The 21,497-nt window shown below is 71.5% G+C and carries 24 protein-coding genes; 15 read left to right on the top strand and 9 right to left on the bottom strand.

What is annotated here, in order from left to right; translation table 11 throughout:
• Positions 1-9: 9 nt before the first annotated feature.
• Entirely contained in the window at positions 10-729 is a 720-nt protein-coding gene (locus ACS3YM_RS09540; RefSeq protein ID WP_439936203.1) for a hypothetical protein, read from the bottom strand.
• Between the two features lie 184 nt (positions 730-913).
• On the opposite strand from ACS3YM_RS09540, the gene ACS3YM_RS09535 reads away from it, so the two are divergent.
• Together ACS3YM_RS09535 and ACS3YM_RS09530 are read left to right on the top strand one after the other, a co-directional pair.
• Positions 914-2,605, top strand: coding sequence for an FAD-dependent oxidoreductase (locus tag ACS3YM_RS09535; RefSeq protein WP_439936202.1), 1,692 nt, complete (start codon positions 914-916; stop codon positions 2,603-2,605).
• Entirely contained in the window at positions 2,602-3,471 is an 870-nt protein-coding gene (locus tag ACS3YM_RS09530; protein ID WP_439936201.1) for a hypothetical protein, read from the top strand. The genes ACS3YM_RS09535 and ACS3YM_RS09530 overlap by 4 nt, the downstream gene beginning before the upstream one ends.
• On the opposite strand, the gene ACS3YM_RS09525 is transcribed toward ACS3YM_RS09530, so the two are convergent.
• From ACS3YM_RS09525 to ACS3YM_RS09515, 3 genes are read right to left on the bottom strand one after another with little or no spacing between them, the layout of a single operon-like run.
• Positions 3,431-4,675, bottom strand: coding sequence for a phospholipase D-like domain-containing protein (locus ACS3YM_RS09525; RefSeq protein WP_439936200.1), 1,245 nt, complete (start codon positions 4,673-4,675; stop codon positions 3,431-3,433). The genes ACS3YM_RS09530 and ACS3YM_RS09525 overlap by 41 nt on opposite strands.
• 34 nt (positions 4,676-4,709) lie before the next feature.
• Positions 4,710-5,516, bottom strand: a complete 807-nt coding sequence (locus tag ACS3YM_RS09520) for a hypothetical protein (RefSeq protein ID WP_439936199.1) — start codon at positions 5,514-5,516, stop codon at positions 4,710-4,712.
• 24 nt (positions 5,517-5,540) lie between these two features.
• On the bottom strand, positions 5,541-6,365 hold the full coding sequence (locus ACS3YM_RS09515; RefSeq protein WP_439936198.1) for an META domain-containing protein: 825 nt from the start codon (positions 6,363-6,365) through the stop codon (positions 5,541-5,543).
• An 84-nt stretch (positions 6,366-6,449) separates the two neighbouring features.
• Here ACS3YM_RS09515 and uvrB point away from each other — a divergent pair, with 84 nt between their 5' ends.
• Positions 6,450-8,579 carry an excinuclease ABC subunit UvrB gene (gene uvrB, locus ACS3YM_RS09510; protein ID WP_439936197.1) on the top strand — a complete coding sequence of 710 codons (2,130 nt, stop codon included), beginning with the start codon at positions 6,450-6,452 and terminating at the stop codon, positions 8,577-8,579.
• A gap of 3 nt (positions 8,580-8,582) precedes the next feature.
• Here the strand turns inward: uvrB and ACS3YM_RS09505 are convergent, their stop codons facing one another.
• Positions 8,583-9,101 carry a DUF1707 SHOCT-like domain-containing protein gene (locus ACS3YM_RS09505; RefSeq protein ID WP_439936196.1) on the bottom strand — a complete coding sequence of 173 codons (519 nt, stop codon included), beginning with the start codon at positions 9,099-9,101 and terminating at the stop codon, positions 8,583-8,585.
• An 80-nt stretch (positions 9,102-9,181) separates the two neighbouring features.
• On the opposite strand from ACS3YM_RS09505, the gene ACS3YM_RS09500 reads away from it, so the two are divergent.
• Together ACS3YM_RS09500 and ACS3YM_RS09495 are read left to right on the top strand one after the other, a co-directional pair.
• Positions 9,182-9,748 (top strand): hemerythrin domain-containing protein, encoded by a 567-nt coding sequence (locus ACS3YM_RS09500; RefSeq protein WP_439936195.1) that lies wholly within the window; start codon positions 9,182-9,184, stop codon positions 9,746-9,748.
• 22 nt (positions 9,749-9,770) lie between these two features.
• Entirely contained in the window at positions 9,771-10,148 is a 378-nt protein-coding gene (locus ACS3YM_RS09495) for an MmcQ/YjbR family DNA-binding protein (RefSeq protein ID WP_439936194.1), read from the top strand.
• Here ACS3YM_RS09495 and ACS3YM_RS09490 read toward each other — a convergent pair.
• On the bottom strand, positions 10,145-10,804 hold the full coding sequence (locus ACS3YM_RS09490; protein WP_439936193.1) for an ion channel: 660 nt from the start codon (positions 10,802-10,804) through the stop codon (positions 10,145-10,147). The genes ACS3YM_RS09495 and ACS3YM_RS09490 overlap by 4 nt on opposite strands.
• 64 nt (positions 10,805-10,868) lie before the next feature.
• On the opposite strand from ACS3YM_RS09490, the gene ACS3YM_RS09485 reads away from it, so the two are divergent.
• From ACS3YM_RS09485 to ACS3YM_RS09460, 6 genes are all read left to right on the top strand, one after another.
• Positions 10,869-11,363 (top strand): hypothetical protein, encoded by a 495-nt coding sequence (locus ACS3YM_RS09485; protein ID WP_439936192.1) that lies wholly within the window; start codon positions 10,869-10,871, stop codon positions 11,361-11,363.
• 5 nt (positions 11,364-11,368) lie between these two features.
• Entirely contained in the window at positions 11,369-11,890 is a 522-nt protein-coding gene (locus tag ACS3YM_RS09480; RefSeq protein ID WP_439936191.1) for a hypothetical protein, read from the top strand.
• A 29-nt stretch (positions 11,891-11,919) separates the two neighbouring features.
• Complete coding sequence (locus ACS3YM_RS09475) at positions 11,920-12,891, top strand: NAD(P)/FAD-dependent oxidoreductase (protein WP_439936190.1); 972 nt, start codon at positions 11,920-11,922, stop codon at positions 12,889-12,891.
• A gap of 81 nt (positions 12,892-12,972) precedes the next feature.
• A complete protein-coding gene (locus ACS3YM_RS09470; protein ID WP_439936189.1) occupies positions 12,973-14,244 on the top strand; it encodes a glycosyltransferase family 4 protein in 1,272 nt (423 codons plus the stop codon).
• Positions 14,231-14,986 carry a class I SAM-dependent methyltransferase gene (locus tag ACS3YM_RS09465; RefSeq protein WP_439936188.1) on the top strand — a complete coding sequence of 252 codons (756 nt, stop codon included), beginning with the start codon at positions 14,231-14,233 and terminating at the stop codon, positions 14,984-14,986. The genes ACS3YM_RS09470 and ACS3YM_RS09465 overlap by 14 nt, the downstream gene beginning before the upstream one ends.
• Positions 14,983-16,080: a prenyltransferase gene (locus ACS3YM_RS09460; protein ID WP_439936187.1), complete on the top strand. Its 1,098-nt coding sequence runs from the start codon at positions 14,983-14,985 to the stop codon at positions 16,078-16,080. Before ACS3YM_RS09465 ends, ACS3YM_RS09460 begins: the two co-directional genes overlap by 4 nt.
• Here the strand turns inward: ACS3YM_RS09460 and ACS3YM_RS09455 are convergent.
• The gene (locus ACS3YM_RS09455; RefSeq protein WP_439939865.1) at positions 16,039-16,641 is read right to left on the bottom strand and encodes a class I SAM-dependent methyltransferase; all 603 of its coding nucleotides are present in this window, start codon (positions 16,639-16,641) and stop codon (positions 16,039-16,041) included. The genes ACS3YM_RS09460 and ACS3YM_RS09455 overlap by 42 nt on opposite strands.
• 343 nt (positions 16,642-16,984) lie before the next feature.
• Between ACS3YM_RS09455 and ACS3YM_RS09450 the strand changes: the two genes are divergently transcribed.
• On the top strand, positions 16,985-17,488 hold the full coding sequence (locus ACS3YM_RS09450) for a hypothetical protein (RefSeq protein ID WP_439936186.1): 504 nt from the start codon (positions 16,985-16,987) through the stop codon (positions 17,486-17,488).
• A 138-nt stretch (positions 17,489-17,626) separates the two neighbouring features.
• Positions 17,627-17,965 carry a VOC family protein gene (locus tag ACS3YM_RS09445; RefSeq protein ID WP_439936185.1) on the top strand — a complete coding sequence of 113 codons (339 nt, stop codon included), beginning with the start codon at positions 17,627-17,629 and terminating at the stop codon, positions 17,963-17,965.
• A gap of 3 nt (positions 17,966-17,968) precedes the next feature.
• Here ACS3YM_RS09445 and ACS3YM_RS09440 read toward each other — a convergent pair whose 3' ends face one another.
• Positions 17,969-19,252, bottom strand: coding sequence for an alpha/beta hydrolase fold domain-containing protein (locus ACS3YM_RS09440; RefSeq protein ID WP_439936184.1), 1,284 nt, complete (start codon positions 19,250-19,252; stop codon positions 17,969-17,971).
• A 133-nt stretch (positions 19,253-19,385) separates the two neighbouring features.
• Here ACS3YM_RS09440 and ACS3YM_RS09435 point away from each other — a divergent pair, with 133 nt between their 5' ends.
• Together ACS3YM_RS09435 and ACS3YM_RS09430 are read left to right on the top strand one after the other, a co-directional pair.
• Positions 19,386-19,970: a hypothetical protein gene (locus tag ACS3YM_RS09435; protein ID WP_439936183.1), complete on the top strand. Its 585-nt coding sequence runs from the start codon at positions 19,386-19,388 to the stop codon at positions 19,968-19,970.
• A gap of 2 nt (positions 19,971-19,972) precedes the next feature.
• A complete protein-coding gene (locus tag ACS3YM_RS09430) occupies positions 19,973-20,614 on the top strand; it encodes a hypothetical protein (protein ID WP_439936182.1) in 642 nt (213 codons plus the stop codon).
• Between the two features lie 80 nt (positions 20,615-20,694).
• Here ACS3YM_RS09430 and ACS3YM_RS09425 read toward each other — a convergent pair whose 3' ends face one another.
• Positions 20,695-21,438 (bottom strand): dienelactone hydrolase family protein, encoded by a 744-nt coding sequence (locus tag ACS3YM_RS09425; RefSeq protein WP_439936181.1) that lies wholly within the window; start codon positions 21,436-21,438, stop codon positions 20,695-20,697.
• Positions 21,439-21,497 lie beyond the last annotated feature (59 nt).

Below are 21,497 nucleotides of genomic sequence, written 5' to 3'. Positions count from 1 at the left end.
CATGGCTGATCAGTCCCGGGTGCGCGGCTCGGCGACGGAGCCGGCCAGTCCCCACAGGGCGACCGTGACCCAGCCGAGCCAGACGAAGAGCAGGACGCCGTAGACCGCGTAGGCGCCGCCGAGCACCGGCCGGAGCGCCTCGGCCGCGATCCCGACCACCCCGGTCGCGACGCCCAGCCAGGCCAGCCCCCGAGGGAACGTGCCCCGCAGCATGAGCAAGGACACCAGCAGCAGACCCAGGGTCTGCAGCACGCCGATCACCGCGGGCACGTCGTTGAGCGCGTCCAGCAGCTCGGCGCCCGCGACCAGCGACGCCCGCTCGCCCACGGCCGCCGCGTCGGCGTAGCGGTCACTGAGCAGCACCATCGAGAGCGAGCCGTCGCCGCTGGTCGGCCAGGCGAGCCCCACGGCCCAGCTTGTGATCGCGATCAGTCCCGCGGCGGCGGCGAGGCCGCGCCCGTGGCCGCGGAGGGCGACCGCGAGGGCGAGGAACACCACCATCAGGAAGAGGTTGGGCACGGTCCACAGCAGCTGCCGAGCGATGTAGCCGGTGCGGTGGGCATCGACGTACTCCAGCATGGCCGCGCCACCCGACTCCGGCGGCGCGTCCATGACGGTGACCAGGACCAGTGCGGCGACGTAGAGGCACACCGCCGCGGCGGCCGACACGGCCCCCGCCCGGTGGAGCGGGGCCCAGTCCCCTCCGGCTGCGCTGTGCGAGGTCCTCACCCCTCCACCCTGCGCGCGCGACGACCGGCCGCGGCAGGGCCCAAGGGCCCGCGCAGTGAGGACGGGTGTCGTGTTCCGGCCCGACTGGTCCACTGGTCCACACCCCCAGAAATGGGGTGGGCCGGTGCCGCGCGACGCGCGTACCGTCGACGTGTCCGGGAGCGGCGTGCGAGGGAGGGCCACCATGGACGACGGCGTCGAACCGGTCCTGCTCCTCGCCACCACGGACGCGGAGACCCGCTCGGTGATCGGCGCCGAGCTGCGGCGGCGCTACGGCGGGGACTACGAGGTCGTGGTGTGCGGCGACCACGCCCATGCGCGCGCGGTGCTCGAGGGGTTGCGCCGGTGGTCGCGTCAGGTGGCGCTGATCATCGGCTGCTACGGCCCGCACGACCGCCACGGGCTGCACTTCCTGCGCCGCGCCTACGCCCTGCACCCGTCGGCCAAGCGCGCGGTCGCAGTGATCTGGGGCGACTTCGCCAGCACGCCGGAGGTGTTCGCGGCGATCGCCCACGGCCACGCCGAGCTCCTGCTGCTGCGTCCGGAGCGGCCGCGCGACGAGGAGTTCCACGGCACGATCTGCGACGCCCTCGACGACTGGCACCTCACGCAGGGGATCGGCTTCGACGCGGTACGCCTCATCGGCGAGCAGCGTGACGAGCGCACCCACGCGCTGCGCGACACCTTCGGCCGCAACCACATCCCGGTGGCCTTCCACCACGTCGGCACGCCCGCCGCGAACCGCCTGCTCGCGGACGCCGGGCTCGCGGACCCCGACCTCCCGGTCGTGATGCTCTCCTTCACCTCGCCACCGACGACGCTCGTGGCTCCCACCGACCTCGAGATCGCCGAGGCGTTCGGCCTGATGAAGCCGCTGTCGCCGGAGCACGTGTACGACGTCGTGGTCGTGGGCGCCGGCCCCAGCGGCCTCGCCGCCGCGGTCTACGCCTCGTCCGAGGGCCTGTCGACGCTCGTGATCGAGCAGCAGGCGGTCGGCGGCCAGGCCGGCACGTCGTCGCTGATCCGCAACTACCCCGGCTTCTCCCGCGGCGTCAGCGGTGCCCACCTCGCCTTCCGCGCCTTCCACCAGGCATGGATGTTCGGCACCGACTACTCCTTCATGCGACCCGTCGAGTCCCTCGGCAGCGACGACGGGCTCCACACCGTCTCGATGGCCGACGGCAGCCTGGTCCGGAGCCGCAGCATCGTGATCGCCACCGGCGTCGACTACCGGCGCCTCGACGTGCCCGAGCTCGAGTCGCTGGTCGGGCGCGGCGTCTACTACGGCGCCGCCGTCGCGGAGGCGCCGTCGATGACGGGGGAGGACGTCTACGTCGTGGGCGGCGGCAACTCCGCCGGCCAGGCTGCCCTGCACCTCGCCCGCTTCGCGCGCCACGTCACGCTGCTGGTGCGCGGCGAGTCGCTGGCGGCCAGCATGTCCGACTACCTCATCGCCCAGCTCGAGGCCACGCGCAACGTCACCCTCCGCTACCGCACGGCCGTCCTCGGCGGGCGCAGCGACGACGGCTGCCTGGTGGGCCTGACCCTGGGCGACCCGCACGGCGGCGACAGCGAGGAGGTCCCCGCGGGGGGCCTCTTCGTGCTCATCGGCTCCCTGCCCCGCACGTCGTGGCTGCCCGCCGGGATCGAGCGCGACGAGGCCGGCTTCGTCCGCACCGGCCGCCAGGTCACCGCCGCCGAGGACGGAGGCATGCGGCTCCCCCTCGAGACCAGCATCCCGGGCGTCTTCGCCGTGGGCGACGTCCGGGCGGGGTCGATCAAGCGGGTCGCGACGGCCGTCGGTGACGGCGCCACCGTGATCGCGACCCTCCACGGCTACCTCGCCGCGCACCCCGCACCGGCGCCCGCACCATGACCCCGCGTCACCTCAAGGACGACGACAGCGCCGTGACGCGGCCGATGCGCGCCGTCCTGCTGGTGGCGGCGGTGCTGGTCTTCCTCGCCGGGCTGCAGCTCACGGTCTTCCCCACGCGCACCGCCGACTGGTTCGCCTGGACGATCGACGTCCCCATGACCGCGGTCTTCCTCGGTGCCGCCTACTGGTCCAGCGCCGTGCTCGAGCTCGCGGGTGCGCGCTCGTCGGGCTGGGGGAGAGCCCGCCTCGCCGTCTGGACCGTGCTGGTCTTCACCGTCCTCACGCTCGTGGTGACGCTCGTCCACCTCGACAAGTTCCACCTCGGCGCCGAGCACCCCGCGAGCGCGCGGCTGGTGACCTGGGGGTGGCTCGCCATCTACGCCGGCGTGCCCGTGGTGATGGTGGCCGGGCTCGTGCTGCAGGCCCGAGGCCGGCATCCGGCCGCGGACGTCGTACGCCACCGGCTGCCGGTCGCCCTGCGCCTGCTCCTCGGCGCGCTCGGGGTGCTGCTCCTCGCCGCCGGCACCGCGCTGCTCGTCGCGCCCACCTGGGCCGCCGCGGGCTGGTCGTGGCCGCTCACCACGCTGACGGCGCGCGCAGTGGGCGCCTGGCTCGTCGGCCTCGGCTGGGCCGCAGCCCACGCGTGCCTCCTGGACGACACCGACCGGGTGCGCCCGCTCGGGCTGACCGGCGCCGCCTTCGTCGTGCTCCAGGTGGTGGCGCTGCTCCGCCACGGCGACGCGATGGACTGGTCGGGCTGGCAGGTGGCGGCCTACGTCGCCGGGCTGGCGTGGATCGGCGCGGTGGCCCTGTGGATCCTGCTGCTCAGAGGAGCGGACGCAGCGGAGCCAGGAAGCTCTCGGTGAACTTGCGGTTGAGGTCGCGGGCCTCCCACTCGGCGAGGGTCAGCTCGAGGCAGTTGGACTCGTCGGTGCGGAAGACGTCCTCCATCACGCCGGCGAAGTCCGGGTCGATGACCTCGAGGTTGATCTCGTAGTTGCCCTGGAGGCTGAGCCGGTCGATGTTGGCCGTGCCGACCGTGGCCCAGCTGCCGTCGATCGTCGCGGTCTTGGCGTGCACCATCGCGTCCTTGAACCGCAGGATCCGGGCGCCCGACGCGAGGAGCTCGCCGTAGTAGCCGCGCGAGATCCAGTCGGCCACGACGTGGTTGGACTTCAGCGGCAGCAGGACGCGTACGTCGACGCCGCGGCGCGCGGCCTCGGTGAGCGCGTCGACGAAGTCCTGGTCGGGCAGGAAGTAGGCCGTGGTGAGCCAGATGTTGTGGCTGGCGCGGTTGATCGCCTCGAGGTACATGCTGCGGATCGGGAAGTTCCACTGCCGCGGGATGTTGCGGTGGATGCGGATCTGCGGATCCCAGTCGGAGGCGGTCTCGAGCAGGAGGGGGCGCTCGTTGCGACGCAGCCGGTGGCGGCGGTTGAGGTTCCAGAAGTCGGCGAAGGCGCGCTTGAGGTCCCACACCCCGGGGCCGGTGATGCGAACGTGCGTGTCGCGCCACTCGGTGGAGTAGGCCGAACCGATGTTGTAGCCGCCGAGGAAGGCGACCTCCTCGTCCACCACCAGCATCTTGCGGTGGTTGCGGCCGTAGCGGCGCAGGTCCCAGAAGCGGAAGCCGGCGGTCCAGATCGGGTAGCGGAGCACCTTGAGCGACGGCGGGAACCGCTTGAAGGCGGGGGAGACGACCACGTTGGCGAAGCCGTCGTAGATGCAGTGGACGTCGACCCCGCGAGACGCGGCGGCGGTGAGGGCGGACTTGAACTTCCACCCGATCTCGTCGCCCTTCCAGATGTAGGTCTCGAAGAGGATCTGCTTCTTCGCACCGTCGATCGCGGCGAGCATGTCGTCGTAGAGGTCGCGACCGAAGGTGTACGTCGTGATGAGACCGTCGCCGACCGGCACCGTCTCGGGCCCGGTGACGGGGAACGGCTTGGGCTTCTTGCCACGACGACGGTAGGAGTCGACCAGCGACAGCGCGACGGCCACGCCGAGCTGGAGCCCGACCAGCCCGAGCATGCCGCGCCGGAGGGCGGTCAGCAGGCGGGCGACGGTCACGCGCACAATCTAGCCAGCACGAGCCAGCAAGGAGTCACGCCAGTCCGAGCGCGTCGTAGCGCGCGACGTCGCACGGCCGGTCGGACAGCACGCGGAAGAGTGCGGCCCGCAGCATCGCCTGCCGCCGTGCGCCCGCTCGCCAGTCGTCGAGGGCGTCGGCCGGGGTGCCGAGCCACAGCACGGCGTCGAGGACGCACACGGCCTCGGCCCACAGCGGTGATCGCCACGCGGGGGAGAAGTCGATGACGAACGGCACGCCGGCCGCGTCGAGCAGGACGTTGCCCGCGAGGTCGGCATGGACCAGCTGCTCGCGGCCGAGGTCGGTGTCGTCGAGCTGCCCGGTCAGGGCGTCGACCAGCTCGCGGAGGCCGGGCTCGGGGCGGGCAGCGGCGACCTTCCTCGCGAGTCCGGGGTCGTACGCCGCCCGTTCGCCCTCGGCCCACTGGTCGGTCCGCGCGTCCAGCACGGTGGGTCGCTCCGGCAGGACATCGGCCAGGTGGGCGTGGAGGAGGTGGGCCGTCGCCAGCAGGGTCGCGAGGTCGTGGCACGGCGTCGTAGCCGGCTCGAAGCGGGTCGCGGCCCAGCCGTCGACGGTCAGGCTGCCGTCACGCGCCGGCACCGGGAGGACGAGGCGGATCGACCGCGGAACCTGCTCGTCGAGGCGCACCGCCACGCGTGCCTGGATGGGCGCGACCCACGCCTCCGACTCGTCATGGCCGGGGGAGAGGACCAGGTCCCCGGCCCGCCAGCTCGTGCCGCGGCCGCCGGGCAGGCGCTCCAGCACCCCGTCCGCGACGAACAGGTCGAGCACGCGGTCCGGCGGCTGGCCTGGCTGGGGCATGCCGGCGAGCGTAGGACGGACGCGTCAGCGGCGGTAGACGACCACGGACTCGCCGGTGCCGTGCGCGTCCCGCACGACGAGCTCCGGACCCCCGGCTGCGGTGCGGAGCTCGAGGACCGGCTCGGACAGGACGTTGGCGACGGCCAGCTCCTGGTCCATGAGCCGGGGCGGGCAGCTGCCCTTCCATCCCGAGCGGGAGATCGCGGGTGCGCCGCGCCAGTCGATCCAGCGCCCCGCCATCGATCGGCAGCCGGTGCTCGCCGTGATCCGGCCGCCCTTCTCCCCGGTCTCCTCCAGGCGCAGGAAGGGGCGCATGGCCGGCTTCCACCCTGGTCGTCGCTCCGTGCCGGACGCATCGGTCCAGGTGTGGAGCCGCCAGGTGTGCCCGACCACGTCGGCGCGAGGCCATGCTGGCGCGAGCCGGAGCTCCAGCTCGACGTCGTCGCCGGTGAGCGTGAGCGCATCGGCGTCCCGGGCGACCGTCTCGACGTCGCCGAGGGCGGAGAGGTACGCCGACTCGAGCTCGCCCTCTGCGCCCTCGCACCCGACGTACGTCATGGACATCCCTTCCCCGGTGAGCTCGAAGGCGCTCCCGCGGATCTCGTAGTCCGAGCCGTAGTCGTTGCAGGGCGCCCTGCCGCCGGCCTGGCCGTCCTCGAAGGTCAGCGAGACCCGCGAGCCGGGAGCGACCTCGAGCGGCCCTGCGGCGGTGCTGCCGGAGACGAGCACCCAGCTGCCGAGGACGTCGACGTCGGCGCCGGAGTCGCTCGAGCAGGCCGTGAGAGGGAGCGCGACGGCCAGCCCGGCGGCGTACACCCCCCGTGCCTGCCACCGCCGCCGCGCCCCCATGGAGGCAGTGTGGTCGGGCCCGGTCACGATGGGGTCACGAATCCGGCAAGACCTGCTGTCGGTGCCTGCCCGTAGGCTCGACGCATGCGTCCAGTCACCGATCTCCAGCGCCGGGTGGCCCCCTTCAAGGTGGTCTCCGACTACCAGCCCTCCGGCGACCAGCCGGCAGCCATCGAGGAGATCGTCGAGCGCATCAACGGCGGCGTGCAGGACGTGGTGCTGCTCGGCGCGACCGGCACCGGCAAGACCGCGACCGTCGCCTGGGTCACCGAGCGGCTGCAGCGCCCGGTGCTGGTGCTCCAGCCCAACAAGACGCTCGCCGCCCAGTTCGCCAACGAGCTGCGCCAGCTGTTCCCGGACAACGCGGTGGAGTACTTCGTGTCCTACTACGACTACTACCAGCCCGAGGCCTACGTCCCCCAGACCGACACCTACATCGAGAAGGACTCCTCCATCAACGAGGAGGTCGAGCGGCTGCGCCACAGCGCGACCAACAGCCTTCTCACCCGACGCGACACGATCGTGGTCTCGACGGTGTCCTGCATCTACGGCCTCGGCACCCCGCAGGAGTACGTCGACCGCATGCTGCGGCTCAAGGTCGGGGAGGAGCACGACCGCGACTCGGTGCTGCGCCGGCTGGTCGAGATCCAGTACACCCGCAACGACATGTCGTTCACCCGTGGCACCTTCCGCGTCCGCGGCGACACGCTCGAGATCTTCCCTGTCTACGAGGAGCTCGCCGTCCGGGTGGAGTTCTTCGGCGACGAGATCGAGCGGCTGATGACGCTGCACCCCATCAGCGGAGAGGTCATCTCCGAGGACACCGAGCTCCACGTCTTCCCCGCGACCCACTACGTCGCCGGTCCCGAGCGGATGGAGCGGGCGATCAAGGGCATCGAGCTCGAGCTCGACGACCAGCTCGCCGCGTTCGAGAAGCAGGGCAAGCTGCTGGAGGCGCAGCGGCTGCGGATGCGCACGACCTACGACGTCGAGATGATGCGCCAGGTCGGGTCCTGCTCCGGCATCGAGAACTACTCGATGCACATGGACGGCCGCACGCGGGGCAGTGCCCCCAACACGCTGCTCGACTACTTCCCCGAGGACTTCGTGCTCGTCGTCGACGAGTCGCACGTGGCGGTCCCGCAGATCGGCGGCATGTACGAGGGCGACATGTCGCGCAAGCGCAACCTCGTCGACCACGGCTTCCGGCTGCCGAGCGCGATGGACAACCGTCCGCTGAAGTTCGAGGAGTTCCTCGACCGCATCGGCCAGACGATCTACCTCTCGGCCACCCCGGGCAACTACGAGCTCGACCGCGTGGGAGGCGTCGACAACACCGTCCAGCAGATCATCCGCCCGACCGGCCTGGTCGACCCCGAGGTCGTGGTCAAGCCGACCAAGGGCCAGATCGACGACCTGATCCACGAGATCCGCGAGCGCTCCGACAAGGGCGAGCGCGTGCTGGTGACCACGCTGACCAAGAAGATGTCGGAGGACCTCACCGACTACCTCCTCGACGCCGGCATCCGCACCCGCTACCTCCACTCAGAGGTCGACACCCTCAAGCGCATCGAGCTGCTGCGCGACCTGCGCCTCGGCGACTACGACGTCCTCGTCGGCATCAACCTGCTGCGCGAGGGCCTCGACCTGCCCGAGGTCTCGCTCGTGGCGATCCTCGACGCCGACAAGGAGGGCTTCCTCCGCTCCGACAAGTCGCTCATCCAGACGATCGGTCGAGCGGCCCGCAACGTGTCCGGCCAGGTCCACATGTACGCCGACAAGATCACGCCGTCGATGGAGGCGGCGATCGACGAGACCAACCGTCGTCGCGCGATCCAGGTCGCCTACAACACCGAGCGCGGGATCGACCCCCAGCCGCTGCGCAAGAAGATCGCCGACATCACCGAGATGCTCGCCCGCGAGGACGAGAACACCGAGGAGTTGCTGCGCACTTGGGCCGACGTCGGCCAGAAGGGGCGCGCGGGCGGTGTCAAGGCCGGCAAGTCGCCGACCCCGGCGCTGTCGAAGATCCACTCCGAGGCCCCCGACACCGCGGGCATCCCGAGCACCGACCTGGCCGAGCTCATCCAGGAGCTCACCGACCAGATGAAGAACGCCGCCGCGGAGCTGCAGTTCGAGGTCGCCGCCCGCCTCCGCGACGAGATCTCCGACCTCAAGAAAGAGCTCCGCCAGATGATGGAAGCGACGAAGTGAGCCTCAGCGTTCGTCCTGCCGTCTCCTGAACTCGTCCTTGCGCTCCTTCTTCTCGAGGCGGCGGGCGTGCTCGTCGACGATGTCGCGCTTGTTGGCGACGACCCGCACGACGTTCATCACCGCGAAGCCCATCGGGAAGAGCGGCCACGGGAACCCGCCCCACATCGTCAGGGCCCAGATCGTCCAGAGCAGGACCGAGAGACCGATCAGGCCCAGCACGGCCTCGCGGCGGTCGCTCTCCCACATGCGGACGGCCTGCCGGCGGCGGTCGTCTGCGCTCGTGCGCGTCTCGCGCGCGGCCGGGAGGTCCTCGACGAGCGGGGCGAGCTCGCCCAGCGTGCGGCTCGAGAGCGCGGCGTCGGAGCGCTCGTCGTACTCGAAGCGGGTCAGGCGCCCCTCGGCGAACGCGTCGGCGAGCACGGACTCGATGACCGCGCGGTCGCGGTCCGAGGCCCGCAGCGTCGTGTTGGCGGGAATGCGGGGGTCGTGGTCGAACTGGCTCCACACCTCGATGCCTGGCACCGCACCATCGTAGGCACGCCCCACCCCTCGGGAGGTAGGTCCAGATGCCGCCGTCGGGGGAGGTCGCTAGGTTCGCTCGCATGAGCACCCCCATCGACCTCGGTCGCCCTGTCTCCGGCGACGTCATCGACCTGATCCTCGAGGACCACCGGCGCTTCGAGGCCCTCCTGCGCGACCTGCGTGACAGCACCTCGGACCGCGACGCCGTGCGCAAGGCGCTGGCCGCCCTCCACGTGGCCCACGCCGAGGCGGAGGAGAAGCACGTCTACCCGCAGCTGCGGCGCAAGGACGCGATCACCGAGCACGAGGCCGAGCACGGGGAGGAGGAGCACGCCGAGGGGCACGAGGCGATGCTGGCGGTACTGGAGCTCAAGGGCACCGACACCCAGGCCTTCGACGACGCGGTGGAGGAGCTGGCCAAGGTGCTCAACCACCACCTGACCGAGGAGGAGCTCACCATCCTCAACCCCGCCCGCGAGGACGTGGGCGAGCAGGTGCGCGCCGAGCTGGGCGCGAAGTTCGCCACCGAGCGCAACGCCCAGCTCGACGCCGACTGCGGCGCCATCGACAACGTCCGCCGGATCGTGGAGGCTGCGGAGCGGGAGGGCCTCCTCGACGACGGGGAGGACGAGGACTCCGAGGACTGACCTCGACCGGGAGGCGCGAGCGGTGGACGTCACGCGGATGCACGAGCTGTGCGCCGATCTCCCGGGCGCCTGGCCCGACAACCCCTGGGGCCACGCCCACCCGGTCTTCAAGGTCGGCCCGGGGGAGCGCGCCAAGATCTTCGCGTTCCTGGGCGCCACGGGCGTGGGCGTGAAGGCGGGTGCGACCCGGGAGGTCGCCGACGAGTGGCTGCACCGCTATCCCGACGACGCGAGCGTGATGGCCTACATCGGCCGCTCGGGGTGGAACGACCTCTCCTTCCGCGGTGCGATCCCCGACGACGAGCTCGTCGAGGCGGTGGAGGAGTCCTACCGCCTGGTCGTCTCCAGGCTGCCCAGGCGGGACCGGCCCGACGGCTGGGAGACGCGCTCGGGGACCTAGAGCCGGTGCCGCATCATGGTGAGGCCGACCATCCGGGCCACGACCATGGCGATGTAGAAGACGCCCACCATCATCTCGACCATCAGCACCGACCGCGCCTGCGCACCCACGGCGACGATGTCGGAGAGGCCGACGCTGGTGAGTGTGGAGAACGACAGGTAGAGCAGCTCGAACCAGCTGTGGTCGAAGCCCCCGGCGTTGGTGAAGGAGCTCGGCCACACCACCTGGAGCGCGGCGTAGAGGTAGGCGAAGCCCCACGCGACCACGGTGAAGGCGGCTCCCGTCGCGTAGTACTCGTCCGTGGTGACCTCCTCGTCGTGGAAGAGGTAGCGCAGCATCGCGTAGGAGACGTAGAAGTAGAACGGCGCGTGCAGGAGGCCGGACACGAGCACGATCGGGTCGACGTCGGAGAACACCGCCTCCAGGAGCGTGAACACGATCGTCGGTGCGCCCAGGAAGAAGACGACACGGCTGACGCCGGGCGTACGCCGCACCGCGAGGACCGCGGACCCGACCGCGAGCATCCCGATGACCCCGAGGAACGCACCGCCGACCCTCGAACCGCCGAGGAACGGCCAGGCGAGCACCTGCAGCAGCTGCGCGGCGAGCAGCATCGCGGACGGGTGCGCGGTGAGGTGCTGGAACGGCCGGGTCACGACAACGCAGTCTAGGGACGCGGATCAGCCGCGCGCGGAGGCTCGGCTGGGCTAGGTTCACCGCGTGGGTGAGAGCAGAGGCCGGTGGATGGTCGTCGGGCTTGCCGTCGCCCTCGTCGCCCTGCTGGTCGCGATCGGGCTCGTCGTGGCGTCCCGGGACGCGGTCGACGACGACCTCACGTCGGCCCAGCGCGAGGTCGCCGAGGCCGCCCGCGTCGAGGCGCTGGCGTTCCTCACCGTGGACCACACCGACATGGACCCGCTGATCGACGCCGTCCTGGCGGGCGCCACCGGCGACTTCGCCGAGCAGTACGAGTCCCAGCGCGACACCCTCACCTCCGAGGCGATCCGCACCGAGGCGACCTCGACCGGCGAGGTGGTCGCCCTCGGCGTCGGCGACCTGGACGACGACTCGGCCACGGTGCTGATCGCGGCCAACAGCACCGTCACCAACACGAGCACCGGCAGCTCGGGGCAGGTGCGCTACTACCGCCTGCGGCTGGACCTGGTCCGCGAGGGCGAGCGTTGGCTCACGAGCGACGTGCAGTTCGTGAGGTGACGGGGATGACGACACAGAAGCGCGTGGTCGCGGCGCTGGCAGCGCTCGTGCTGGTGGCCGCCGTGGTGCTGGCCTGGCTGGTGCAGCGAGCCGGGGACGCACGGGCCACGGAGGTGACCACGGCCGAGTCCGGCGACGCGGTCGTCGCGTCGGCGGACGTCAAGGACACCGTCCGCGAGGCGGCGTCCGAGGCCGCGACGCGTGCCTACAGCTACAGCTGGAAGACGCTCGCCGAGGACAAGGCCGACGCCCGGGACCTCATGACGGAGCAGATGGCCCGCCAGTACGACCGCACCATGGCCGGCGTCGCGACGACGAGCCGTCGCGAGCACACCGAGGTCTCCGCCACGGTGGTCGGCACGGCGCTGGTCACGGCCTCGGCGTCCGACGCACGGGTGCTGGTCTTCGTCAACCAGAGCACCACCGGCGACGACCTCGACAAGCCGCTCCTCGACCTCGACCGGGTGCTCGTGACCCTCGTGCGTGCCGGCGGGGTCTGGAAGGTCAGTGAGCTCGACGCCCTGTGAGACCCCCCTCTGACACCTAGGATCGCGACGTGGACGACGTGACGACCGACCTGCTGATCATCGGAGCGGGCCCGACGGGCCTCTACTCCGCCTACTACGCCGGGTTCCGCGGGATGAGCGTGACGGTCGTCGACTCGCTCCCGGAGCTGGGCGGCCAGATCACCGCCATGTATCCCGAGAAGGCGATCCTCGACGTCGCCGGCTTCCCCAGCATCAAGGGGCGTGACCTCGTCGAGGGCCTCGTCGAGCAGGCCGCCACCGCCCACCCGACGTACCTCCTCGACCGCACCGCGACCACCCTCGAGCACCGCGACGACGACGTGGTCGTGACCCTCGACGACGACACCCGCGTCGTCGCCGGCGCCGTCCTCATCACCTCCGGCATCGGCAAGTTCAGCCCCCGGCCGCTGCCGGCCGGCGACGGCTGGGTGGGTCGGGGCATGGAGTTCTTCGTGCCGAGCTTCGCCCCCTACGCCGGCAAGGACGTGGTGATCGTCGGGGGAGGCGACAGCGCCTTCGACTGGGCCCAGCACCTCGAGCCGATCGCCGCCTCCGTCACCCTCGTGCACCGCCGCGACGCCTTCCGGGCCCACGAGCGCACGGTCGCCGCGGTGAAGGACTCGAGCGTGGAGATCGTCACCAACGCCCAGGTCACCGCGCTGCGTGGGGACGGCCACCTGGAGGAGGTGGAGATCACCGTCGACGGCCAGGAACCGCAGGTCCGCAAGGCCCAGGCACTGGTCGCCGCCCTCGGGTTCATCGCCGACCTCGGCGCGATCCAGCAGTGGGGCCTGGTCACCGAGAAGCGCCACGTGGTCGTCGACTCCGCGATGCGGACCAACCTCCCGCGCGTCTTCGCGGCGGGCGACATCACCGACTACCCCGGCAAGGTGCGGCTCATCGCCGTCGGTTTCGGCGAGGCCGCCACCGCCGTCAACAACGCCGCGGTGGCCATCGACCCGTCGGCGCACGTGTTCCCGGGCCACTCCAGCGAGGGGTGACCGCGCCGGGCCCTACCGGCCAGTAGGCATAATGGGGGCTTCTCGAGCGCCACCCCGGAGCAGGACTGAAAGGCAGAACACGTGCGCATCGCCATGCTGTCCTACCGGAGCAAGCCGCACTGCGGCGGCCAAGGCATCTACATCCGGCACCTGAGCCGCGAGCTCGTACGCCTGGGCCACGACGTCGAGGTCTTCTCCGGGCAGCCCTACCCCGACCTCGACGAGGGCGTACGGCTGACCAAGGTGCCCAGCCTCGACCTCTACCGCGAGCCCGACCCGTTCCGGGTGCCGAAGCTGCGCGAGTTCCGCGACCTGATCGACGTCGAGGAGTTCCTCACCATGTGCACGGCCGGGTTCCCCGAGCCGAAGACGTTCAGCTCGCGCATCGCGCGGCTGATGAAGGACCGGGCCGGTGACTTCGACGTCGCCCACGACAACCAGGTGCTCGGCACCGGGATCATGGAGCTGGAGTCCTACGGGCTGCCGGTCGTCACGACGATCCACCACCCGATCACCATGGACCGGGCGATCGACCTGCAGACCGCGCCCACCCGCCGCAAGCGGTTGACGCTGCGCCGGTGGTACGGCTTCCTGCGGATGCAGAGCCGGGTCGCCAAGCGGGCGCGCATGGTGCTGGTGCCGTCGGAGTCCTCGCGCCGCGACGTCGCGCGCGACTTCGGGGTCGACCCTGCCCGGATGAGGACGATCCTGCTCGGCGTCGACGACGTCTTCCGCCCGCCGACCGCGCCCCGCGTGCCGGGCCGGATCCTGGCGATGGCCAGCGCCGACGCCCCGATGAAGGGCATCGCCACCCTGCTCGAGGCCTTCGCCAAGCTGAGCGTCGAGCGCGAGGTCTCCCTCGTCCTCGTCACCCGCCCCGAGCCCGGCGGCCGCACCGAGCAGCTGATCGACCAGCTCGGCATCGCCGACCGCGTCACCTTCGTCAACGGGGTCAGCGACGAGGAGCTGGTCGAGGTCATGGGCTCGGCCGAGGTCGCCTGCGTGCCGTCGCTCTACGAGGGCTTCTCGCTGCCCACCGCCGAGCTGATGGCCTGCGCCACCCCGCTCGTGGTCTCGCGCGCCGGCGCCATCCCCGAGGTCGTCGGCCCCGACGGCGAGTGCGCCGACCTGGTCACCCCCGGCGACGTCGGTGAGCTGGAGTCCGCGATCGCCGCGCTGCTCGACGACCCCGAGCGTCGTACGACGATGGGCGCGGCGGGGCGGGCCCGGGTGCAGGAGCTGTTCAGCTGGCGCGCCGTGGCCGAGGCCACCGCCGCCGCCTACGAGGAGACCATCACCGCCTTCCGATCCGAGAGGGCCAGCCAGAGGGAGAGCCACCGTGCTGACCGTTGACTTCGACCGGCTCGGGCTGCGCCCGGGCGACCGTGTGCTCGACATGGGCTGCGGCGCCGGCCGGCACGCCTTCGAGATGTACAAGCGCGGGGCCGACGTCGTCGCGTTCGACCAGGACGCCGACGAGCTGGCCACCGTGCGTGAGTGGTTCGCGGCGATGCGCGAGGCGGGCGAGGTGCCCGAGGGCGCCGAGGCCGACGTCAAGGAGGGCGACGCCCTCGCCCTGCCGTTCGCCGACGGCGAGTTCGACCGCATCGTCGCGGCCGAGGTGCTCGAGCACATCCACGCCGACGTCGACGCGATCAAGGAGCTCGTCCGCGTCCTCCGCCCGGGCGGCACCCTGGCCATCTCGGTGCCGCGCTGGCTGCCCGAGATCGTCAGCTGGAAGCTCTCCGACGACTACCACAACGCCGAGGGTGGGCACGTCCGGATCTACACGACCGAGGAGCTCGTCGATAAGGTCACCAAGGCCGGTCGCTCCAACGACGGCACGCCGGGTGACGCGATGGTCTTCACCGGCAAGGACCACGCCCACGGCCTCCACACGCCGTACTGGTGGATCAAGTGCGCGGTCGGCGTCACCAACGACGACCACCCGCTGGCCAAGGCCTACCACAAGCTGCTGGTCTGGGAGATCGTGAAGAACCCCAGGGCGCTGCAGGTCGCCGGCAAGGTCCTCGACCCGCTGATCGGCAAGAGCATGGTGCTCTACTTCACCAAGCCGGCGCCCACGACCGCATGATCCTGACGCGGGCGCAGGTCGAGCAGACGGCGGCGACGATCGCCGCCGTGCAGGAGCCGTCGGGTGCGATCCCGTGGTCGCGCGGCGAGCACACCGACGTCTGGAACCACCTCGAAGCCGCCATGGCGCTCATGGTCGGCGGCCAGCGCGAGGCGGCCCAGCGTGCCTTCGCGTGGGTGCGCGACACCCAGCGTGCCGACGGCTCGTGGCCGATGAAGATCGTGGCGGGTGAGGTCGAGGACCACTCCGGCGAGTCCAACATGTCGGCCTACCTCGCGGTCGCGGTCTGGCACCACTGGCTCGTGGCCCGCGACGAGGCCTTCGTGCGCGACCTGTGGCCCACCGTGCGCCGCGCCCTGGACTGGGTGGTCTCCCTGCAGCTGCCGTTCGGCGGGATCGCCTGGTCGCAGGAGTGGCACGACGGGCAACCCGCCACGGTCAACGAGGACGCGCTCCTCGCCGGCTCGTCGAGCATCCACCACAGCCTGCGAGCCGGCGTGGCCCTGGCCGAGCTGGTGGGGGAGTCCCAACCCGAGTGGGAGCTGGCGGGCGGACGCCTCGGCCACGCGCTGCGCGAGCACCGCGACCTCTTCCTGGACAAGTCCACCTTCTCGATGGACTGGTACTACCCGGTCCTCGGCGGCGCCGTGCGCGGCCGGGCGGCCCACGACCTGATCGCCGAGCAGTGGGACACGTTCGTCGAGCCCGGCCTGGGCATCCGCTGCGTGTCCACCAACCCGTGGGTGACGGGGGCCGAGACCTGCGAGCTCGTGCTCGCGCTCGAGGCCATCGGCGACCGCGAACGAGCGCTACGGCTGCTGTCCGACATGCAGCACCTGCGCACGGACGACGGCTCCTACTGGACCGGCTACGTCTTCCCTGACGGCGTGAACTGGCCCCACGAGCAGACCACCTACACCGCAGCCGCGGTCGTCCTGGCCGTCGACGCCCTGTCGGAGGGCACGCTGGGCGCGGACATCATGCGCGGCACGACCCTGGCGCCGGACTTTGCCGAGCTCGGCCTCGAGTGCGGCTGCCGGTCGGACGACGGCTCAGGCGAGCGGCTCGCCGGCGTCTCCCGACGTACGTCGTAGCACCCGCATCGATCCGACCGCCTCGACCTCGGTGAAGGCGCCGCTGGCCAGCGCCGGGAGGTAGATGTCCTCGTAGGGCGGCCGGCCGCCGTCGGCGGGATCGGGGAAGACGTCGTGGATGACGAGGACGCCGCCGGCCATCACCCAGTGCGGCCAGCCCCGGAAGTCGGCCCGCGCCGGCTCCACGCCGTGGCCCCCGTCGATGAAGAGCAGCGACAGCGGTGTGCGCCACCAGCGGCTCACCGTCTCGGAGCGGCCGACCACTGCGACGACCTGCTCCTCGAGCCCGGCGTCGGCGATGGTGCGGCGGAACGTCGGGAGGGTGTCCATGACGCCCAGGTCGGGGTCGACGAGGCTGTCGTCGTGGTGCTCCCACCCAGCCTGGTTCTCCTCCGAGCCGCGGTGGTGGTCGACGGTGAAGACGGTGCCGCCGACCTCGCGGGCGGCACCGCCCAGCCAGATCGCGGACTTGCCGCAGTAGGTGCCGACCTCCAGCGCCGGCCCGTGGGGCAGGCGCTCGCGCGCCCACCGGTGCAGCAGCGCTCCCTCGTCCTCGGGCATGAAGCCCTTGGCGGCGCGGGCGTGCTCGAGGAGCTCTGCGGGGATCACGGAGGAGGAGCCTAGTGCGGCCCCTCCCTGGTCTGGTCCATTCCCCGTTGTGGCGATGACAGGATCCGGGATGGGACGGATTCTGGAGGACGGACCGCCCCGGCCGAGGCTGGTCGCGGTCGATCAGGACGAACACGAGCGGAGAACACGGATCTCCGGGTTCTCCACCCCAGGGCGGGACGGCCAGGGCGCGTTCCGCCGCCACCCGCATCACGCTCCAAGCGTCGGCCGGACGACCTCGTCGCATCCTCGGCGCCGTCCTCCGCCGGCGCGCTACACCTGTCAGGAACGACCCATGTTCAGACGACTCCTCATCGCACTGTGTGCACCACTCATCCTCGTCGTGGCCCTTGCGACCACAGCCCAGGCGGACAGCCCGCACTTCGTCCGCGTCAGCGCGCAGCTCAGCGGCGCTGACCTGACGGTCAGCTTCAAGGAAGCCGGTCTCGGAACCAACCAGCTCATCGACTACACCGCGACGGCGGACGCGACGGCCGTCTACGTGTGCGTGAACAAGGGCGGTGGCAACCCGAGCGCCTCCAACAAGACCAGCGTCTCCGGCCCAGTGTCGGCGAGCGACACGTTCAGCTCCGGCAAGAACGGCCAGGTCACCGCGTCCCTCACCCTGCAGCCGCCGAGCTCGGGAAGCTTCTCCTGCCCGCCCGGACAGTCCGAGGAGATCGCGTCGGTGACGTACACCAACGTGACGATCAGCGACACCACCAACGGTGTCACTGAGTCCATCTCCGGCACGTTCACCACCGGGTGCCTGCTGCCCAAGGTCAGGGGCGCTTGCTAGGTGTGATGCCAGGTCTCCTCTCGGGCCGGTCCTCCTCGTTGCGGGGGACCGGCCCCCGCGAGCGCCGAGTCGGGCGGTCACACCTCGGCACCGGCAGACGTCAGGTGGGTGAAGGCATCACCCGACCGAGGAGCAATCATGAGCAACCACACGATCGTCATCCCCACCGCCGACCTCGCCGCCGCGACGGCGTTCTACAAGGTCGCCTGGGCTGCGGAGCCGCACACCGAGACTCCCTACTACGTCGGCTTCAACCTCGACGGCCAGGAGATCGGCCTCAACCCCCACGGCGAGCACGAACACATGACCGGGCCCGTCGTCTACTGGAAGACCGACGACCTTGAGGCGAAGGTCGCCGAGGTCGAGGCAGCCGGCGGAGTCGTCGTACGCCCGGTCTCGGCCGTCGGCGGAGGCACGTCGCTGGCGCTGGTGACCGACCCTGCCGGCAACCAGGTCGGGTTCATCACGCAGGCGTGACCCTCAGGCCGAGTCGCCCCAGTCCTCCGGCTCGTCGCCGCTGTCGGCCTCGACCCCGTGGCGCCAGGTGTTCCAGTGCCAGGTGAGGTAGCGGTCGACGGCGCGGACCGCGTGGGCGCTGCGGATGGAGTGGAAGACGTCGAAGGCGTGCTGGGCGCCCGGCAGCTCGGCGTACACCACGGACTTCTGCGACGAACGCCGCAGCGCCTCGACGAACAAGCGCGCCTGGTCGACGGCGACGAGGGTGTCGAGCTCGCCGTGGATGACGAAGAAGTCGGGGGCGTCCGGGGTGATCCGCAGGATCGGGGAGGCGGCCTCGTAGACGTCGGGCGCGTCGGTCCACGTCGTCTGCATGACGCGTGGGCCGAGGAAGGCGTCGCGCATGCCGATGGCGTTGGTCAGCCCGGTGGACCCGGCGAAGTCGTAGACGCCGTAGAACGGCACGGCCGCCTGCACGCTGGTGTCGGCGTCCTCGAAGCCGGGCTGGTAGTCGGGGTCGCCGGGCGTCAGCGCCGCGAGTGCGGTCAGGTGCCCGCCGGCCGAGCCGCCGGTGATCGCGAGGTAGTCGGGGTCGCCGCCGTAGTCGGCGATGTGGTCCTTGACCCAGGCGATGGCGCGCTTCACGTCGACGATGTGTGCCGGCCAGGCGTCCCGGGGGGAGAGCCGGTAGTTGATCGCCACGCAGACCCAGCCCTTGGCGGCCATCCGGTTCATCAGCGGGCGGCCCTGGTCCTCCTTGCGACCGACCGTCCAGGCGCCGCCGTGGACCTGCACGAGGACGGGCGCGCCCTCGATGGCGTCCTCGCCGGCCGGGAGGTAGATGTCGAGGTGGCCCCGCCTGCCGGCCTCGCTGTAGGGCAGGTCGTTGATCACGCGCACGCCCGCGTCGGCGAAGTTGAAGGGCCGCGCCAGCTGCCGCCACGGCGTCGCGAGGTCAGCCGGGTCGGGGACCTCGTCGATGTGCTCGACGTAGTCCACGCCAAGGCCCTCCACCAGCGCGTCCTCGAGCACGTCGCCCACCTGCTGGCTCTGGCGGACCATGTGCGCCATCCCCAGCGCGCTGGCGCCGGCCAGGGCGAGGCCTGCCTTCGCCTTGAAGCCTCGGCGCCGGCCCTTGGTCAGGTGGGTCGCGACGTCCAGAGCGGTCAGCGCCAGCATCTGGGGGGCTGTCTCGCCGAACAACCACCCGGCGACGAAGGCCGGGATCCCGGCCCGCTGGTTGCGCGGCGGGCGGAGCGCGTTGGCGGTCAGGGCGGCGACGATGCTCTGGCGGCGCAGGAAGCTCACGTGCCCAACTTACTCGCCGGTACTACGGCGCTGTGCGGCACGCCTGACGCTTCCCGGGGCGTACGTCCTGGCGCTCTGCCTTGCTGAGCGGCGCGGCGGGGCGGATCGTGGAGCGATGCGGACGCCTGCCTGCATGTCTCTCACCGCGCTCCTCGGCATGTTCCTCGTCGGCTGCGGGGACGATCCCGGGCGCCCGACGCGCACGCCGGAGCCCACGTCCATGGTGACCCCGGCCAACCTCGACGACTTCCTGCTGCGGGCCGACGAGGTCCCTGGCCTGCGGCCGGTGTCGACGCCGATGAGCCCGCTGGGCGAGCCGTTCGAGCTCGACAAGGACGGAGCCGAGCGACTGCGGCGCAGTGGCTACATCTCCACGACCTACCAACCCGCCGAAGGGCAGGGAGCGGGCGTGAGCAGCGTCCTGCTCTTCTTCACGCGGACCGGCGCACAAGACTGGATGGCGTACGAGACGAGCCTCGAGGCGATCCGGCTGCAGATCCCAGGAGCGACGATCAGGCGCTTCCGGGTGCCCGAGGTCCCCGGCGCCACCGGCTGGACCGGTCCTGACGTGCACGGCAACGCCATCGGTCAGGTCTACTGGACGCAGGGTCGCTGCATGCTCCTCATCGGGCTCGAGGTCGAGGGGCCGAAGGTCGCTCGGTTGTCGGCCGGCGCCAAGGCGATCTACGAGCGCACGGGCGGCACCTGCCCCAGCTGAGGATGGTCGGGCGGCGCGCGCCGATCGTGGACAATGTCCCCGACGTCATCCGACCGGAGCGGGGGAACCAGCGCATGACCACGTCGAGGACCACCAGGCTGCTGGCAGCGCCGATCGGCCTTGCGCTCGCCGTCGCCGTGGGCAGCGCCGTGCCTGCCCACGCCTCGAGCACGACCGAGAAGGACCCCAGGAACGATGTCTTCCTCGCGAGCGTGGGGGGTGGCATCGACCTGGCAGCGGTCCGTCTGCAGACCCTGAACCGCAAGAAGCGCATCCAGGTCACCTTCAGGCTGCACTCGCGCCCGGGGAAGGGCAGCCTGGAGCGGCCGGGCGGCATGACAGCGCAGTTCGTCAAGGACAGGCGGACCCGGCGCATGGTCAGGGTCACCACGCAGGACGGCGACCTGCACGGCGAGGTCTGCAGCGACACCAGCGGCGACTCCACCGGGCCCCACAGCTGCCGCATGCTGCCGGTGACCCAGGTCGATGCGACGACCTATCGCGTCGTGGTCGCGCTCGAACAGGTCAAGAAGGGCGCCAAGGTGCTCCGCTGGACCGCATGGTCCATGGATCTCAGCAACGGCGATCCCGTGAGTGACTGGCTGCCGGCGACGACCCGCGAGCCATTCCGCTGGCGGCTCTGACCGACCCCGACAGCGCGAGGAACTGCCCGGTCGGCCGCGCGCAGCGCGAGGAACCGCCCGGTCGGTCGCCAAGGAAGAGGTCATGCGTGCAGGCGCTCGCCGAAGAACGCCAGCACGGCGTCGACGGCGACCTGCGAGCGCTGCTCGGTGACCGTCGAGTGGCCGGTGCCGTCCAGCTCGACGCGGATGAAGGCGTCGCCGATGAGTGAGGTGAGGGTGTCGAAGCGGGTGCCGACGAGCGGGTCGGACGCGTAGCGGATGCCGAGCACGGCGCAGCCCTCGCCCGCCCGACGGCGTACGACGTCGGCGTCGGCGGGGGAGAGGTTGAGGTCGGCGGCACGTGCGGCCGAGCCGATGAACGGCACGCTGGGCTGGCAGAGCACGGGCGCGACGGTCGAGTCGTCCACCATCATCGCGAGTGCGAAGCCGCCGGTGAAGCACATCCCGAGGGCCCCGACGCCGGGGCCGCCGAGCTCGGCGTGGAGGTCGCGGGCCAGCGAGCGCAGCCAGCCGGCGACGGGGGTGGTGACGCCGCGGGCGAGCTTGGTGAACTCGCGGCTCACGCAGATGCTCGGCATGGTGCGGGCCACGTCGAGGTTGCTGAACTCGCGGGCGACCGGGCCGAAGAGGTGGGGGAGCAGCACGGTGTAGCCGGCGGCGACGAGCTCCTCGCCGAAGCGGATCACGCCGGTCGTCAGGCCGGGCATCTCGTGGACGACGACCACGCCGGGGCCGCTGCCCTTGCGCCACACAGGGTGCGTCGTCGGCCGGCCGACGACGTCGGCGGTGTGCTCGGAGCGGGTCCAGGTGTCGAGTGCGTCCACGGGCGGCCATCTTGCAGCACCCGGCGCCGCAGCGGGTGGAGCGTCCGCGGAGCACACCT

The organism is Nocardioides sp. N13(2025), from assembly GCF_051912545.1.
Lineage (GTDB): Bacteria > Actinomycetota > Actinomycetes > Propionibacteriales > Nocardioidaceae > Nocardioides.
Note: the sequence above shows the minus strand (reverse complement) of the source record. Positions and strands in the feature narration are given on the sequence as shown.